This is a genomic window from Bartonella sp. AA78NXGY (genome assembly GCF_042197005.1).
Classification (GTDB): domain Bacteria; phylum Pseudomonadota; class Alphaproteobacteria; order Rhizobiales; family Rhizobiaceae; genus Bartonella.
The window spans coordinates 18,833-34,108 of sequence record NZ_JBHIRI010000010.1 but is presented as its reverse complement, the minus strand read 5'-3'; the positions used below and the strand labels follow the sequence as shown (position 1 = coordinate 34,108).

10 protein-coding genes and 1 tRNA gene are annotated in these 15,276 nt (G+C 36.2%); 8 read left to right on the top strand and 3 right to left on the bottom strand.

The window, feature by feature from the left end; all coding sequences use genetic code 11:
• Positions 1 to 168: 168 nt before the first annotated feature.
• The 4 genes from gor to gltX all read left to right on the top strand — a co-directional run bounded on the left by gor (position 169) and on the right by gltX (position 6,173).
• Positions 169 to 1,560, top strand: coding sequence for a glutathione-disulfide reductase (gene gor / locus ACFINL_RS06760; RefSeq protein WP_375612141.1), 1,392 nt, complete (start codon positions 169 to 171; stop codon positions 1,558 to 1,560).
• A gap of 68 nt (positions 1,561 to 1,628) precedes the next feature.
• The gene (locus tag ACFINL_RS06755) at positions 1,629 to 3,008 is read left to right on the top strand and encodes a class II 3-deoxy-7-phosphoheptulonate synthase (RefSeq protein WP_375612142.1); all 1,380 of its coding nucleotides are present in this window, start codon (positions 1,629 to 1,631) and stop codon (positions 3,006 to 3,008) included.
• A 119-nt stretch (positions 3,009 to 3,127) separates the two neighbouring features.
• Positions 3,128 to 4,789 (top strand): NAD+ synthase, encoded by a 1,662-nt coding sequence (locus ACFINL_RS06750; protein ID WP_375651191.1) that lies wholly within the window; start codon positions 3,128 to 3,130, stop codon positions 4,787 to 4,789.
• Between the two features lie 10 nt (positions 4,790 to 4,799).
• Positions 4,800 to 6,173, top strand: coding sequence for a glutamate--tRNA ligase (gene gltX, locus ACFINL_RS06745; protein ID WP_375651189.1), 1,374 nt, complete (start codon positions 4,800 to 4,802; stop codon positions 6,171 to 6,173).
• 59 nt (positions 6,174 to 6,232) lie between these two features.
• Here the strand turns inward: gltX and ACFINL_RS06740 are convergent, their stop codons facing one another.
• Positions 6,233 to 7,636 carry a DEAD/DEAH box helicase gene (locus ACFINL_RS06740; protein WP_375612144.1) on the bottom strand — a complete coding sequence of 468 codons (1,404 nt, stop codon included), beginning with the start codon at positions 7,634 to 7,636 and terminating at the stop codon, positions 6,233 to 6,235.
• A gap of 146 nt (positions 7,637 to 7,782) precedes the next feature.
• Positions 7,783 to 8,556: an NAD kinase gene (locus tag ACFINL_RS06735; RefSeq protein WP_375651187.1), complete on the bottom strand. Its 774-nt coding sequence runs from the start codon at positions 8,554 to 8,556 to the stop codon at positions 7,783 to 7,785.
• Positions 8,557 to 8,820: 264 nt separating this feature from the next.
• Between ACFINL_RS06735 and ACFINL_RS06730 the strand changes: the two genes are divergently transcribed.
• The 4 genes from ACFINL_RS06730 to ACFINL_RS06715 all read left to right on the top strand — a co-directional run bounded on the left by ACFINL_RS06730 (position 8,821) and on the right by ACFINL_RS06715 (position 12,669).
• Positions 8,821 to 8,897 (top strand) — tRNA-Arg (locus ACFINL_RS06730).
• 537 nt (positions 8,898 to 9,434) lie between these two features.
• Positions 9,435 to 9,626 carry a hypothetical protein gene (locus tag ACFINL_RS06725; protein WP_375651185.1) on the top strand — a complete coding sequence of 64 codons (192 nt, stop codon included), beginning with the start codon at positions 9,435 to 9,437 and terminating at the stop codon, positions 9,624 to 9,626.
• Between the two features lie 546 nt (positions 9,627 to 10,172).
• The gene (locus tag ACFINL_RS06720; protein ID WP_375620801.1) at positions 10,173 to 10,379 is read left to right on the top strand and encodes a hypothetical protein; all 207 of its coding nucleotides are present in this window, start codon (positions 10,173 to 10,175) and stop codon (positions 10,377 to 10,379) included.
• A gap of 2,116 nt (positions 10,380 to 12,495) precedes the next feature.
• Positions 12,496 to 12,669 carry a DUF6990 domain-containing protein gene (locus ACFINL_RS06715; protein ID WP_375631244.1) on the top strand — a complete coding sequence of 58 codons (174 nt, stop codon included), beginning with the start codon at positions 12,496 to 12,498 and terminating at the stop codon, positions 12,667 to 12,669.
• Between the two features lie 622 nt (positions 12,670 to 13,291).
• Here ACFINL_RS06715 and ACFINL_RS06710 read toward each other — a convergent pair.
• Positions 13,292 to 14,860, bottom strand: a complete 1,569-nt coding sequence (locus tag ACFINL_RS06710) for a TerC family protein (protein ID WP_375651183.1) — start codon at positions 14,858 to 14,860, stop codon at positions 13,292 to 13,294.
• Positions 14,861 to 15,276: the final 416 nt, after the last annotated feature.

Below are 15,276 nucleotides of genomic sequence, written 5' to 3'. Positions count from 1 at the left end.
TTCTGATTTTTTTAATAGCGGCGGTTTTCCCGCCGTTTTAAATATTTTAATGAGAATAAGTCTTTTTAGAATACTGCTTTATAAAAAAGGCTTCTTCAAAAAAAAGACTTTCATTTGATAATAAAAGATCTTAGCCTACTCTTGCAGATGTATAAGAAGGAATAATTCGTGGGCTCTTTTGACTTTGATTTATTTGTTATTGGAAGTGGTTCTGGTGGAGTGCGTGCAGCACGGCTTGCTGGAGGTCTTGGCAAGCGGGTCGCTATAGCAGAGGAATATCGTATAGGGGGCACTTGTGTTATTCGTGGTTGCGTTCCCAAAAAACTTTATGTTTATGCATCACAATATGTAAAAGAATTTAAGAAAAGTGTTGGTTTTGGGTGGGAATATGCGGATCCAATTTTTAGCTGGGAAAAGTTGGTTGCAGCTAAAAATAAAGAAATATCAAGGTTAGAAGGGTTGTATCGTAAGGGATTAGAAAATAACAATGTGCATATTTATGAAAGTCGTGCTACTTTTATAGATGATCACACATTAGAGCTTTCTGCCACGGGTGAGCGGGTAAGTGCAGAAAAAATTTTGATTGCAACAGGGGCAAAACTTGCACCAAATACGTCCATAGAAGGCGGTGAATTTTGCCTTACTTCTAATGAGATTTTTGACCTTAATCAACTCCCAAAATCAATAGTGATTGTTGGTGGAGGGTATATTGGTGTTGAATTTGCTAATATTTTTCATGAATTAGGTGTAAAAACAACACTCCTTCATCGTGGTGATTTAATCCTTCGTAATTTTGATCATGATTTGCGGCAATTGCTCAGCGATGCAATGATTGAAAAAGGGATTTCTATTCTCTATGGCATAACAATTTCTAAAGTGCAGGCTGCAGAAAATTGTTATGAAGTTGTTTTATCAAATGGGAAAATAATCAGAGCCGATCAGATTATGTTGGCTACGGGGCGTGTACCAAATACAACGGGTTTAAGACTTGAGCGGGCAGGTGTTAAGGTGAATGAATTTGGTGCAGTTGTTGTTGATGAGAAAATGACAACAAATATCCCCCATATTTGGGCTGTTGGTGATGTAACAGGTCATATTCAATTAACACCCGTTGCGATTCATGATGCAATGTGTTTTGTTAAGACAGCATTTGAAAATATTCCAACAACACCTGATTATGATTTAATTACAACAGCAGTTTTTTCACAGCCAGAGATTGGAACGGTTGGTCTTTCAGAAGAGGAGGCGGTAAAGCGTTATAAGCGTCTTGAAATTTATCGTACAGTTTTTCGTCCTATGCGTAATATTCTTTCTGGTAGTTCAGAGAAAATGCTTATGAAACTCATTGTTGATGGTGAAAGCCGTATTGTTGTGGGCGCTCATATTTTAGGGGAAAATGCTGGTGAGATGGCTCAGCTTATAGGGATATCTCTCAAGGGTAAGCTGACGAAGGATATCTTTGATGAGACGATGGCAGTGCATCCAACGATGGCAGAAGAATTAGTAACGATGTATAAACCAAGTTATATATATGAAAATGGGAAGAAAATAGAAAGTTAAACAGCATATATTGCGGTAAAAAGCTTTTGATATGCTAATCTGTAAGATTAATCTTTAGAGAGAGTGTAATGATAAAAGAATGGGCGCCTGACACTTGGAGAACAAGGCCAATTAAACAAGTTCCGACTTATCCGGATAAGTCTATGTTAGAAGATGTTGAGCGAAAACTGAGAAGGTATCCTCCTTTAGTTTTTGCCGGTGAAGCACGTGATTTAAAAAATGAATTAGCAGCCGTTGCGAAAGGCCAAGCTTTTTTATTGCAAGGTGGTGATTGTGCCGAAAGCTTTGCAGAACATGAAGCTGATAATATTCGTGATTTTTTTCGTGTATTTTTGCAAATGGCGATTGTTTTGACCTTTGGTAGTTCTAAACCGGTTGTTAAAATTGGTCGTATTGCTGGTCAATTTGCAAAGCCTCGCTCTTCTGATATTGAAAGAAAAGAGGGAGTTGAATTTCCTGCTTATCGTGGGGATATTATTAATGGCATTGAATTTGAAGCCGGTTCTCGTATTCCAGATCCGCAACGGATGTCTATGGCTTATCGCCAATCTGCGGCAACACTTAATCTATTGCGTGCTTTTTCACAAGGTGGCTATGCTAATTTAGAAAATGTTCACACATGGATGTTGAGTTTTGTTTCTAACAGTCCGCAGGGAGAACGTTATGAATTATTGGCAGAGCGTATTTCTGAAGCAATTGATTTTATGCGTTCTATAGGGATTACATCCAAAACACATTCTTCATTGCGTGAAACATCTTTTTATACCAGTCATGAAGCACTGTTGCTTGGTTATGAAGAGGCTTTGACTCGGATTGATTCAACTTCAGGAAATTGGTATGCAACATCTGGTCATATGTTATGGATTGGTGACCGTACGCGTCAGATTGACCATGCTCACGTTGAATATTGTCGCGGCATTAAGAATCCTATAGGATTAAAATGTGGTCCTTCCATTGAACCTGATGAGCTTTTAAAATTAATTGATATTTTAAATCCTGAAAACGAGTTGGGGCGGCTTACTCTCATTACGCGCTTTGGTTATGATAAAGTTGAAAGTTATCTGCCTAAACTCATCCGTGCTGTTGAACGCGAGAAGCGTGCGGTTATATGGTCATGTGATCCAATGCATGGCAATACAATTACTGCCAATGGTTATAAGACGCGTCCTTTTGATTATGTTTTAAAAGAAGTAGAGAATTTTTTTGCAGTGCATCGTGGAGAAGGAACTTATCCAGGAGGCATTCATATTGAGATGACAGGTCGTGATGTTACTGAATGTACAGGAGGGGCGCACGCCATTTCTGTGGACGATTTATCTGATCGTTATCATACGCAATGTGATCCACGGTTAAATGCAGATCAAGCGTTAGAATTGGCTTTTCTTGTTGCTGAACTCCTTAAAAAAAATCGCGTGACTGAATCGTTAGCAATTGCTGCTGGGGGGTAGGCAAAAATTTGCCTAATATTTTTAGGTCATTATGGCAGAAAAGAATTTTAAAAAATGATGTTTCCGATGATGAAGAATAAAGTTGTGGTTGCTAAACTGATGAAATGATACAAAGGCTTATGAAAAATGATTTTCGGGTATCAATTGCCCAATTAAATCCTATTGTCGGTGATATTGAGGGGAATTTTTCTTTAGCTGTCATGGCGCATCAAAAGGCCAAAGAAGAGGGGGCTGATCTTGTTTTATTCACGGAACTTTTTATAAGTGCTTATCCGCCGGAAGATCTTGTTCTAAAACCTGCTTTTACAAAAACATGTGAAGAGACTGTTGAGAAATTAGCAAAGATAACCGTAGGCGGACCAGGAATTGTCATTGGTCTTCCATTAAGGCGCAATGGTAATATTTACAACGCTGTCATGGTTCTTGATGAAGGGAGAGTCATTGCCGAATGTTTGAAGTTTGATTTACCTAATTATGCTGAATTTGATGAAAAGCGTTTATTTTCTTCAGGTCCACGTCCTCAGCCTATTGTCTATCATGGAATTAAATTAGGAATAGTCATTTGTGAGGATCTTTGGAATGATTCCTCTCTTAGTACAGAGCTTAAAGATAAAGGAGCGGAAATTATTCTTGTCCTTAACGGATCTCCTTATTATCGTAATAAAACATTAAAACGTATAGACGTTGTTCATACACAGGCTCTACAATCTGGAGTGCCAATTATCTACGCTAATCAAGTAGGTGGTCAAGATGAGCTCGTTTTTGATGGTGGGTCTTTTGCCTTGAATGGACAAGGCAAAAAGATATTTCAAATGAAACACTTTGATAGCCATATTGCTTTAAGCCATTGGCAAAAAACAACGACGGGATGGCACTGTATTTCAGGTCCTAATGAAAGTCTTCTCAATGGATTAGCGGCTGATTATCAAGCTTGTGTTTTGGGGTTGAAAGATTACGTTAATAAAAACGGCTTTAAGGATGTTATTCTTGGTCTTTCAGGAGGAATTGATTCAGCCCTGTGTACGGCAATGGCGGTGGATGCTCTTGGTGCTGAGAGGGTTCGCACCATTATGATGCCCTATCATTATACTTCGCAAGAATCATTAAAAGATGCCAAAGAATGTGCTGATCTTTTGGGATGTCGTTATGAAATCATACCGATTGCACAACCTGTTGAGGCTTTTTTAAAGACAATGGCATCTGTTTTTTCAGGGTTACCCTCTGACGTCACAGAGGAAAATCTTCAAAGTCGTATACGCGGTACACTTTTAATGGCGCTTTCAAATAAATTCGGCTCAATGGTGGTAACGACAGGCAATAAGTCAGAAATGGCTGTGGGATATGCAACACTGTATGGGGATATGAATGGCGGGTTTAATCCTCTTAAAGATATTTATAAAATGCAGGTTTATGCATTAGCGGAGTGGCGCAATAAAAATCACTTGCACAATTTGAGAGGACCAGAAGGAATGATCATTCCATCCAATATTATAGAAAAAGCACCCTCTGCAGAGCTGCGGGAAAATCAAAAAGATGAAGATTCTCTTCCGCCTTATCCTATTTTAGATGATATATTACAATATCTTGTAGAAAATGACATGAGTATTTGTGATATTGTTAAACGTGGACATTCACGAGAAACTGTTGCGAAAGTTGAACAGCTTCTTTATGGTGCCGAATATAAAAGGCGTCAATCTGCGCTTGGTGTAAAAATCAGTTACAAAAATTTCGGACGCGATCGTCGCTATCCTATAGTCAATCATTTTCGCGATAAAAATTGAGTATTATTTTATGGTTAAAGTTCGTTTTGCTCCCTCTCCAACAGGTTATATTCATATTGGCAATATCCGTATTGCGCTTTTCAACTGGCTTTATGCGCAAGCGTATAAGGGAGAATTTACTTTACGCTATGATGATACAGATATTGAACGTTCTAAACAAGAATATATCGATGCTATTGCTGTTGACCTTGAATGGCTTGGTATTCAACCAGATGCAATTTATTACCAATCCAAGCGATTTAATCGATATGATGAAGTGGCAGAAATTCTCAAACAACGTGGCCTTCTTTATCCTTGTTATGAGACAACAGAGGAATTAGAGCGGCGTCGTAAAATCCAGCTTTCACGCAAATTGCCTCCTGTTTATGACCGTGCAGCATTGAAGTTGACAACAGAAGAGAGAAAAAACTTTGAATCACAAGGTCGTAAACCCCATTGGCGTTTTCTTCTTCCTAATTTTGAAAGTGATCCTTTACACACAAAGCGAACAGAAGTTTGCTGGAATGATGCAATAAAGGGAAAGCAGACGATTGATTTAGCTTCTCTTTCAGATCCTGTTCTTATTCGTGAAGATGGAACCTATCTTTATACATTGCCGTCTATTGTTGATGATGTAGATATGGCTATTACGCATATTATTCGTGGGGATGATCATATTACAAATACAGGCGCTCAAATTGCTCTTTTTAAAGCTCTTAATGCAGAATTACCGGTTTTTGCTCATACCAATTTATTGGCGACAGTTTTAGGAAAAGGATTTTCAAAACGTAATAATGATCTTTCTATTCGTTCTCTACGGGAAGAAGGATTTGAATCTATAGCTGTTCAATGCCTTGCCGTTTTGATTGGGACATCGCAAAATGTGCATCCCTATCCCAATCAAGCTGCGCTTTTAGAGCATTTTAATCTCCAAGATACGTCAAGATCCGTTGCAAAATTTGATATTGCTGATCTTCTTGCTTTGAATAGTCATCTTGTCCATGAGTTAACCTATGAGGAAGTAAAAATGCGCCTTAAAAAACTTTCTATTGAGGGAGATAAGGCGGAATATTTCTGGAACGCGATAAGAAGCAATATTAATAAAGTCAATGATGCTGTTTTTTGGTGGAAAATCATTCATGATGAACAGAATTTTGATACAGTAGCACTAGAGGATCGTGCTTTTGTGCACCAATCACTCGATTTCTTACCTGAAGGTGCTTTGAATGAGGAAAGTTGGAAAATTTGGACAACAGCATTAAAAGAAAAAACAGGTCGAAAAGGAAAAGCTTTATTTATGCCATTACGTCAGGCACTTACGGGCATGGATCATGGACCTGAAATGGGAAAAATTTTGCAGCTTTTAGGGCGTGAAAAGGTAACGGAAAGGCTCTCTAGGAAATAAGAGCGGATTTTTTAAAAGTATTTCGTTCATTTCACTCTAAAAGAGAGTAGAGAACGGGTTTATTTACACGTTTTTATAAGCATGAAAGCAGGAATATCATCACCAAATCCAATAGGTGTGTAATTCTTATTTTTTCGTGAGCGTTGTTGCTCAGATGGCTTCTCCTTATTATTTGCATTTTTGATATATTCTGTTTTATTCTCTTCTACAGATTTTTTAGTGTGAGCAACAGTCTCTTTTGGAGTAGTTTTCTTTGATGGTTTTGAAGATTTTTTCTTTACAACAATATCTTCTGTTTGATCATCGGCTATTAAAGTTGAGAGATCTCCATTGAGCCATTCAATTTTTTCATTACTCATTTCCTCGATGGCATTGATATATTTTTGATCAGCTTTTGTAACGATTGTAAAGGCTTTTCCGCTACGATTTGCACGCCCTGTACGACCAATTCGATGGATATAGTCTTCAGCATGTGTAGGAACATCATAGTTAAATACATGACTTACAGCTGGAATATCGAGTCCACGGGCAGCAACATCAGAAGCAACAAGAAGTGTAAGTTTATTATTTTTAAAATCAGCTAGAGTGTTCATGCGCGAATATTGGTCCATATCTCCATGAAGTGCCCCTACATTAAAGTTATGTTTGATGAGCGATCTAAAAAGTTCAGAAATATCTCTCTTTCGATTACAGAAAATGATTGCATTTTGAAGCTCTGCACCTTCATTTTGGATAAGCTCTCGTAAAACCGCTCTTTTATCCCATGATTTATTTCCAGATTTGACAAGCCGTTGTGTAATTGTGGTAGCTGTTGAGGAAGCTTTTGTAACTTCAACAGATACGGGAGAATGTAAAAATTGTTTCGTTAGTTTTGTAATTTCTGGCGCCATTGTTGCAGAAAAGAACAAAGTTTGACGCGTAAAAGGGGTTAGCTTACAGATACGTTCAATATCAGGAATAAAGCCCATATCCAACATGCGATCAGCTTCATCAATCACAAGGATTTCAACGCCCATCAGGAGCAGTTTACCGCGCTCGCAATGATCAAGAAGGCGCCCTGGTGTTGCTATAAGAACATCAGCTCCCCGTTCAAGTTTGCGATCTTGGAGTTCAAAAGAAACTCCACCAATCAAAAGAGCAACATTTAAACGATGATTTATTCCGTATTTATCAAAATTTTCTTCAACTTGAGCTGCAATTTCTCTTGTTGGTTCTAAGATGAGTGTACGGGGCATTCGTGCTCTTGCACGACCTTTTTCAAGGAGAGTGAGCATAGGCAATACGAAAGAGGCGGTTTTACCTGTTCCCGTTTGGGCGATTCCTAAAACGTCTTTTCTTTGAAGGACATGCGGAATTGTTTCACTTTGAATAGGTGTCGGAGCTGTATACCCCGCTGATTTCACCGCATTAATAACCTTTGCGGAAAGACCTAAATCATCAAAACTGTTTAAAGATGGTATCATTTTTTTATCAACTGCTCTGTGATTTTAACTGCGCTATCTAATGATGATTATAACCAATATTCTACACTCTTTAAAAGTGTTAAGATGTTTTCACAAAAAAAACTAACTATAACAATCATATACATATAAAACGCATAATACAATCATTAATAGCGAAATTGTTCTGATAAAATGCGCTCATCCCATGAATGATTTGAGTCAAAAAGGATTGAAGCTGTTACTTCTGTTGCCATTGAAATAGTAACTGAATGGACAGATTTAACTTCAATATTATCTGCAGCAGCGTTTACAGGGCGTTTGTTAGGTTCAAGCATATCAAAGCGCACTGTTACTGTATCGGGAAGCAAAGCTCCATGCCAACGCCGAGGGCGAAAAGGGCTAACGGGAGTGAGGGCCATAAGGGGAGCCATAAGAGGTAAGATAGGTCCTTGTGCTGATAAATTATAGGCGGTTGATCCAGCTGGTGTAGCAACGAGGACACCATCACAACTTAATTGTTCCATGCGTACGTTGTTATCAATGGTGATGCGAATTTTTGCCGCTTGATAAGATTGCCGAAAAAGGGATACTTCATTAATTGCAAGCGCCTCGATAGAATCTTGACATTCAGATTTTGCAATCATGCGCAGGGGATGGATTTCTTTTTTATGTGCGGCAGCAATACGATTGGGCAATTTTTTTTCATGAAATTCATTCATAAGAAATCCTACAGAACCTTGATTCATACCATAAATAGGTTTGCCTGTGTTCATGATATCTCGTACGGTTTGTAACATTGTCCCATCACCACCGATTGCAACAACAATATCAGTTTCTTCCAGAGAAGAATGACCATAAACGGAAATTAATTTATGGGTAGCTTTGATAGCCTCCTCAGTTTCTGCGGAAATAAAATGAAAGCGACTTGGTAATGTAGCCATTTAAAAATTATCCTGATACTTATAATTTATGTTGTAACTTATTTTTGAGAGTTTTGAAGTTGTAATAAATGCTCTTTTTATAATAAAAAGAGCATTGAATAAAGAGAAGTTATTTCAAGGTAAAGTATCATTAAAAAGTAAAAGGAATGCGTCGTTAGATAAATTACAAACGAGTAATTTTTTTTATTAGAATGATAATTTAGCATTGAAGCTAAGGGTATGATTAGTTAAAAGACCATAACTGATTTTAATAATCAGTGTGAAGCACCCGTAGCTCAGCTGGATAGAGCGCTGCCCTCCGAAGGCAGAGGTCACAGATTCGAATTCTGTCGGGTGCACCAAATTTTTCAACTTTATATCATATTAAATAACAATATTATCTAAAAAGAAGCCAATTTCCTCTTTTATGAAAATGGTTATTTGAGTTGTTTATTAAGTTTTGCAGCGAATAAGCAAATGATTTTAAGAGAAGTAAAATTTACGGCTGCGTATATAATTTTTCGGTTAGTCATTTTGAATATCGAGATAAAAAAGCAAGGTTATCTAAATATGCTTTCAATTTAACTATAAACATTTATAACATAAAAATACATATTAATTCAATATGTTATTGTAAAACTGATCTGGCGATGTTGATAGTAGATCGCTAAATATATTGTTTTGAGCATTAAAATAGATAGCTAAATTTGCTTTTATTCTATTTTTGGAGTTAAAGGCTGTTATGGTGATATGGAACGCGGATGAGGAATATCACCAGTTAAAGGAATAATAAGGGGGAAAAAACAACCGTTAAGATTTGAATTGTTTCAAAATGCTGTATTCGATATGGTTTTGATATGGGTATCTGGTGATTTCTCTATACACCAATATTGCCAGTTATGTTGGATGAGGGATTGTTTACTTTTAATCAACTTTCTTATATACTGAACGCTAATTATGGTGGTTATTTAGTTGGGAGTATGTTCTTTACGTTTGGCAGAATTGGGATTATATTTCTTGCTCCTAGCATACTATCTTGTGCAGCTATAGTGATGAGTGCACTTAATTATTTTCATGGCGTTAACACTTAGTCCTTTTGATCCGTTTTGCTGCTGGTGTTGCGAGTGTAGCAATGATGGTTTTGGGTTCTATTATAGTCATACAGCATAGCCATATGGGCGGGTTATTGCTTCGCTTTATGCAGGTGTAGGAGTTAGTATTCTACTACTAGGTAATGAATATGTTATTATTAGTTTGAATATGACAACTATATCAAAAACATCTCCGTTATTTCTTCCATTGCAAATAAAACCGCTCCTGTTAATAAGAAAAAACCATCCCAAAAATATGAATTGACCAATCAAATAGATTTCGTGACTGGTCATATATCTTATATCGCATTCGTGCTTTAAACGATTCTGGTGATGTAAAAAAAGGCGATCTGGATGCTTTTATTGAAAGTGAAAGCAATCTCTCTCATGATGGTAATTGCTGGGTTGCTGATAATGTCTGTGTTGTAAAATCTGGTTGTGTTTATGAAAATATAAGGGGCTATGGCAATGCTGCCATTGGTGGCTATGTGTATGGCAATACCCTTATATGTGATAAAACCCATGTGTATTTTGGTGTTCATGTTTATGACAATGCTCATCTTTCTTATAACGTTTGAGTTTATCATTAAGCGCGGGTTTATGGGAATGCAAAATTATCCGGTAGTGCACGTATTCATAGCAATGCCGCGGTTTATGATCATGCGGTTGTTAGGCAAGGTTTACGGCAATGCTAGCGTGGGGTGTCATACTAAGGTCTACGGCTCTGTTTATGGCAATGCCAAGATCTCCTGATTATATCGTGATTAGAAGTAATGTATATGGCAATGCAAGAATAAAAAGACATAGCGATTTATATTCGGTTCCCATAAATTGAGAGGTTTATGAAAGTGATGATGTTATCAAGATTGATAAACAGAATAAATGACAGACGTGGAGGGTGCTTCTTTGATGGTTATAAACGCATCATAAAAGAAAGCTGTGCCAATTGATATGACGCTGCTTTTAAATAGAGGTACTACAGATCATACAAAAGAAGTCAATAATGAATGTATGTATACAAAACGTATCATATTGCAAACGCTCTATTCTATTGATTAAAACTGATCAAAAGGAACGTAAATGACAGATATGATCTTTAATCACTCATTTGAATTACAGAACCTATAAACACTTTATGTATGGCTATAAAGCGTATTAAGAATAACGCTCGCATTTTTGAAGTGGTCATTTGACACAAAGTACATTATCAAAATGTCTCAACGCTTGGTAGGTTCATATCAAGACAATCAAGAGAAAATGCGTATTAAGTAAATATTTGTAACAAAACCCGTTGTTTACATTTACGAACATTGGTTTTTAAAAGCAGCTTTTCATAAGACAATAAACAACCGCTTTTTATAAAATCTAAGGCTTTTAAACTGTTATAAATCTAGGTTTCAAACGTATTTATAGAGATATCATTTTATGTCTCTAAACGTTTAAACGTTCATTTAGTGAGGTTCTCATAAGCGTATTTTCACTTTGCATTTAAACATAACTTCTTTTCAAATAAGCCGCTCTATATTTGGGCTGGCAAAATTAACCAGCTCAAATTCGAGTTCGTTAACTTTAGAATAGAGCATTCTTTAAACATTGTCGCTTTTGACTCAAAATTGAGTAAAACACCATGCCTTTGTAATATGATTGCAATCCTTTTGAAATTTATCTACTTATCTTTGTCTTAATAAGTATCCTCAAATTTGAGGGGATTTCATTTGGTTTCGTATTTTTAAACTATAACTTTTAAAACGTTTTTTGCTTGTTTGCCTGCGTTATATCATTAAAAATCTTTTGATTTCTACGACATAACATTATCAATTTCATTACCTGTTGTGATGATAGTATCTATATAATGTCTGCTTATTATTGACTAACTTTTTAGTAAGCGGCGCTTTAAAATCGACTTGTCTTTAAATCCTTTTATGTGCCCTTAATGAATTAAAACCTATTCTATGATAGTTTCAAATGATTATTTCTTTTAAGGTTTAGCTCAAAAAAAGAGTAAACCCCATACCATTTTTTAAACGCATGCAATTTATGTTATCGATAATTTCAAACGATTACGTTTTTAATAATGCGATTTGTGTGTGATAAAAACGTATCATAAAATTTATGAACTGTTATGAATGATAGCTGCGTTCACTTCATTTGAATGTTTACATGCGTTTTATGGTCTATCCATACATGGTAATTGTTTATGAAAAATGGTTAATTAAATCACGTATAAAAGTGTAGATTTTAAATGGGATTCATATAAAATAATTGCACACAAACTATTGACTTTATTATATTTTTTTATGAATAAGATTCCATCTCGTTTAGACGTTACAAAAGAAATCACCAAAGGCCTTATTGATAAGATTCTTCTCTTACACGGCGTTATCACTTTTGTTTGCAAAAATCTGCTTCGCTTTTGACTTTTGATATGGATAAAACCTCTTTTGAGCTAGAGCAAAGAATTTTTTAATCATGGAGAGTGCAACAGTGCTCTTCAAAATCTTGATTGGTCTGTTGAAAAAATTAAAGAGGTAGATAATTATTCAGCACGTTATCAACTACCAGATTGTGAAGTACAAATTCTTTATAATGACGCAATTATCAAAGGTTATCCGTAATTTGATGTTGGAGTTTCGATTAGTACTGGTATTTTATCTGCAATTGATCCCTATCAATTCTCAGCACTTACAAGATCTACAACTTGATTTTTATAAAAAGGGGTTGAGAGTTTGTGAAGAAGGAATATATGCAGATTGGTTGGAATTAAGCTTGATTATGTCTTGAAATAGGCGATAGAAAGAATTGATCTTCATAAATGCTTTTATTCCAGATATGGAGCACCATCTTGGCGAAAGAATGAAGTTGGAGGCACATAAAGGTTATCAAGGTATATGATGCAGATTATAGCTTACTTCATATTGGTGCACTGTCTTTATTGGGTGATGTTGCAACCTTACAATCTTATTATCAAAGTTTCAGTGCAGAGGATCATTTAGGCTTTGATGAAAATACCCAACAGATTCATCTGAACGTGCATTGGCTTTAGTCAAAGAAGTGGTGAAATCTAAGCAGCTCAGCTACGCTTTAATTAAAAAGTAGCAAAAATATGAGCTATCTAGAAGAAAAACAAAGTTCTTAATAAGGGCCTTTCCAGAGAGGTGGAGTTTCATTCTTGCAAGGAAAAAAATAGCTAAATTTATCGAAACAAAAGCTAAGGAATAGCTCCTTAAGAAATATCAAGAAGATCTAAAAAGATTATAGGAGCCAGAGTCTGGTTTAAAGATGCCATCATCAGTTGAGTGAACTCAACAATGGTGGAGTTTTATCCATTGGCGGAAATCTGATGTTTGAAAGAGGCTTTCTTGATGTGAAGGTAATATTGTAATAAATAATTATTATAAATCAATATATTGTATATATTCATTGTTTTGAGATTAATGACCATTGACAAATAATTTTGCACCATTTTCTCTCTCCCAGCTTTTCGTCAATCATCAATGAAAATTTTTTATAATGGAAAGTTCATTGATAATATAACTTTTGTATGTCATTATTTTACGCTTAAAAAAATATAAAAATAATGAAATGCAATTGAGTTATCAACTGCTTATTCTTTTCAATTTTTAATCATAAAAAAATCTTTTTATTCATTTTGCTTGTAAAAAGAACTAGCTTTTTTCTGGTGATACAAGTGGAGAAATAAGGATTTTAGATATGTTTCTGCGTTCCATTTCAATCACTTTAAAGTGTAAACCATCAGTTTCAAAGCTTTCTCCCTCATTTGGTAAATGACCAAACTGCCAAAGCATAAAGCCTGCCAGAGTCGTATAACGATCTGCTTCATCCACAAGGTTACGCCCAAGATAACCACTTAAACGGCGGATATCAGCATATCCCTCAACAAGAAGACTGCCATTTTCAAGTTGTTCTGCGATCATGAGTTCTTCATCGTCATCAGGAAAGTCTCCTGCAATAGCTTCAAGAATATCGGTTGGTGTTGCAATTCCTTCAAAAGATCCATGCTCATCAACAATAATTGCAAGCTGAATCGAAGAATGACGTAATTGCTCCATCAATCGTAAAACACTTGTATTTTCATGAACAACAAGGGGTTCTCGCATAGCTTTTTTCCAATTAATCTTTTTCCCCTCAGCCAAATTCAAAAGAAGATCTTTTGTCAACGCAACGCCAACAAATTCATCCACTTTTTCACGCGCAAGAATTAAGCGGCTATGTTTAACCTTTTGTAATTCTTCACGCATTTCATTTTCATCAGCATTTAAATCTAACCACTCAATCTCATTACGCGGCGACATGATAGAGCGAACAGGGCGATCAGCTAAATCGAGAACACCACGAATCATCTCCTTTTCTTCTGGTCTAAACAACTCAGAAGCTGCGGCCTGTTCAGCAATAACATCTACAGTCTCAGCAAGGTGACTATCTTTGCTTCCTCCTCCTAAGAGCCTCAAAACAGCATCAGCTGTTCTACTGCGTAGATTATTCGTTTTAATCATTTTTTCACGGTTACGACGTCCAATTTGATTAAAAGCTTCGATGAGAACAGAAAAACCAATAGCAGCATACAAATACCCTTTTGGAATATGAAAACCAAATCCTTCAACAATGAGAGTAAAACCAATCATCATCAAAAAACCAAGACAAAGGATTACAATAGTGGGATGACGATTAATAAAACGCATAAGAGCACCAGATCCGCACATCATTACTCCCATAGCAGCTATGACTGCGATATACATAACTGCTGCCTGCTCTTTTGCAATCATACCTGTTGCGGTAATAATACTGTCTAGTGAAAAAACAGCATCCAGCACCACGACTTGGACGATTACTTGCCAAAAAACAGCATAACCAACGCCTGTTTTTCTTTCATGTGATACTCCTTCTAACCTTTCATGTAATTCTAGCGTTCCCTTTGCGAGCAAAAAGGCTCCACCACCGATTAAAATAAAGCTATGCCAACTAAATACAAAAGATGAAAGTGAAAGAATTACCCTATCGAGTCTCATAACCCATCCAATAACGGTAAGAAGGAAAAGCCGCATAATTAATGCTAAAGTAAGACCTATAAAGCGTGCGCGGTCACGCAAATGCAGTGGCAATTTTTCAGCTAAAATTGCAATAAAGATAAGGTTATCTATTCCTAAAACAATTTCGAGAAAAACCAGCGTGATCAAACCAAACCACGCATGGGGATCAGTGATCCATTCCATCATTCATTACCTTTTAGAAGCTTAAAAGCGCGCGATTGACAAAAAAAATTCATAGGCTTTTATTCGTATATTGGATCATGAACATTGAATATAAAAAACTTATATTCAAAGAAAAAAACAGCACAATATTGCTTGAATGCATGTTATTGTTGATAAAACAAAACGATGCCCCATCCCGCTTACAACCACAAGAAGGTTCCTCTAATTTTCGCTCGGGCATTATGCTCGATAATCCTCTAACTATAGGTTCTGTATAACAATCAGAACATTTATTTATAAAGCCTCTTATAATGGGTTTATTTTTATATAAGATCAAGTGGTGAATATCATATTTTTAACCTTACAGACAATGAGTTTATATAACAAACAACAAAATATCTGGACATCTATCCTTAGGAGCGTTATAGAAACGCTCATTC

Bases quoted from the DNA above. Each gene is read 5' to 3' on its own strand.
- ACFINL_RS06755 (WP_375612142.1), top strand. From the start codon at position 1,629: ATGATAAAAGAATGGGCGCCTGACACTTGGAGAACAAGGCCAATTAAA.
- gltX (WP_375651189.1), top strand. From the start codon at position 4,800: ATGGTTAAAGTTCGTTTTGCTCCCTCTCCAACAGGTTATATTCATATT.
- ACFINL_RS06720 (WP_375620801.1), top strand. From the start codon at position 10,173: ATGACAATGCTCATCTTTCTTATAACGTTTGAGTTTATCATTAAGCGC.
- ACFINL_RS06710 (WP_375651183.1), bottom strand. From the start codon at position 14,860: ATGATGGAATGGATCACTGATCCCCATGCGTGGTTTGGTTTGATCACG.
- ACFINL_RS06740 (WP_375612144.1), bottom strand. From the start codon at position 7,636: ATGATACCATCTTTAAACAGTTTTGATGATTTAGGTCTTTCCGCAAAG.
- ACFINL_RS06735 (WP_375651187.1), bottom strand. From the start codon at position 8,556: ATGGCTACATTACCAAGTCGCTTTCATTTTATTTCCGCAGAAACTGAG.
- ACFINL_RS06750 (WP_375651191.1), top strand. From the start codon at position 3,128: ATGAAAAATGATTTTCGGGTATCAATTGCCCAATTAAATCCTATTGTC.
- ACFINL_RS06725 (WP_375651185.1), top strand. From the start codon at position 9,435: ATGTTGGATGAGGGATTGTTTACTTTTAATCAACTTTCTTATATACTG.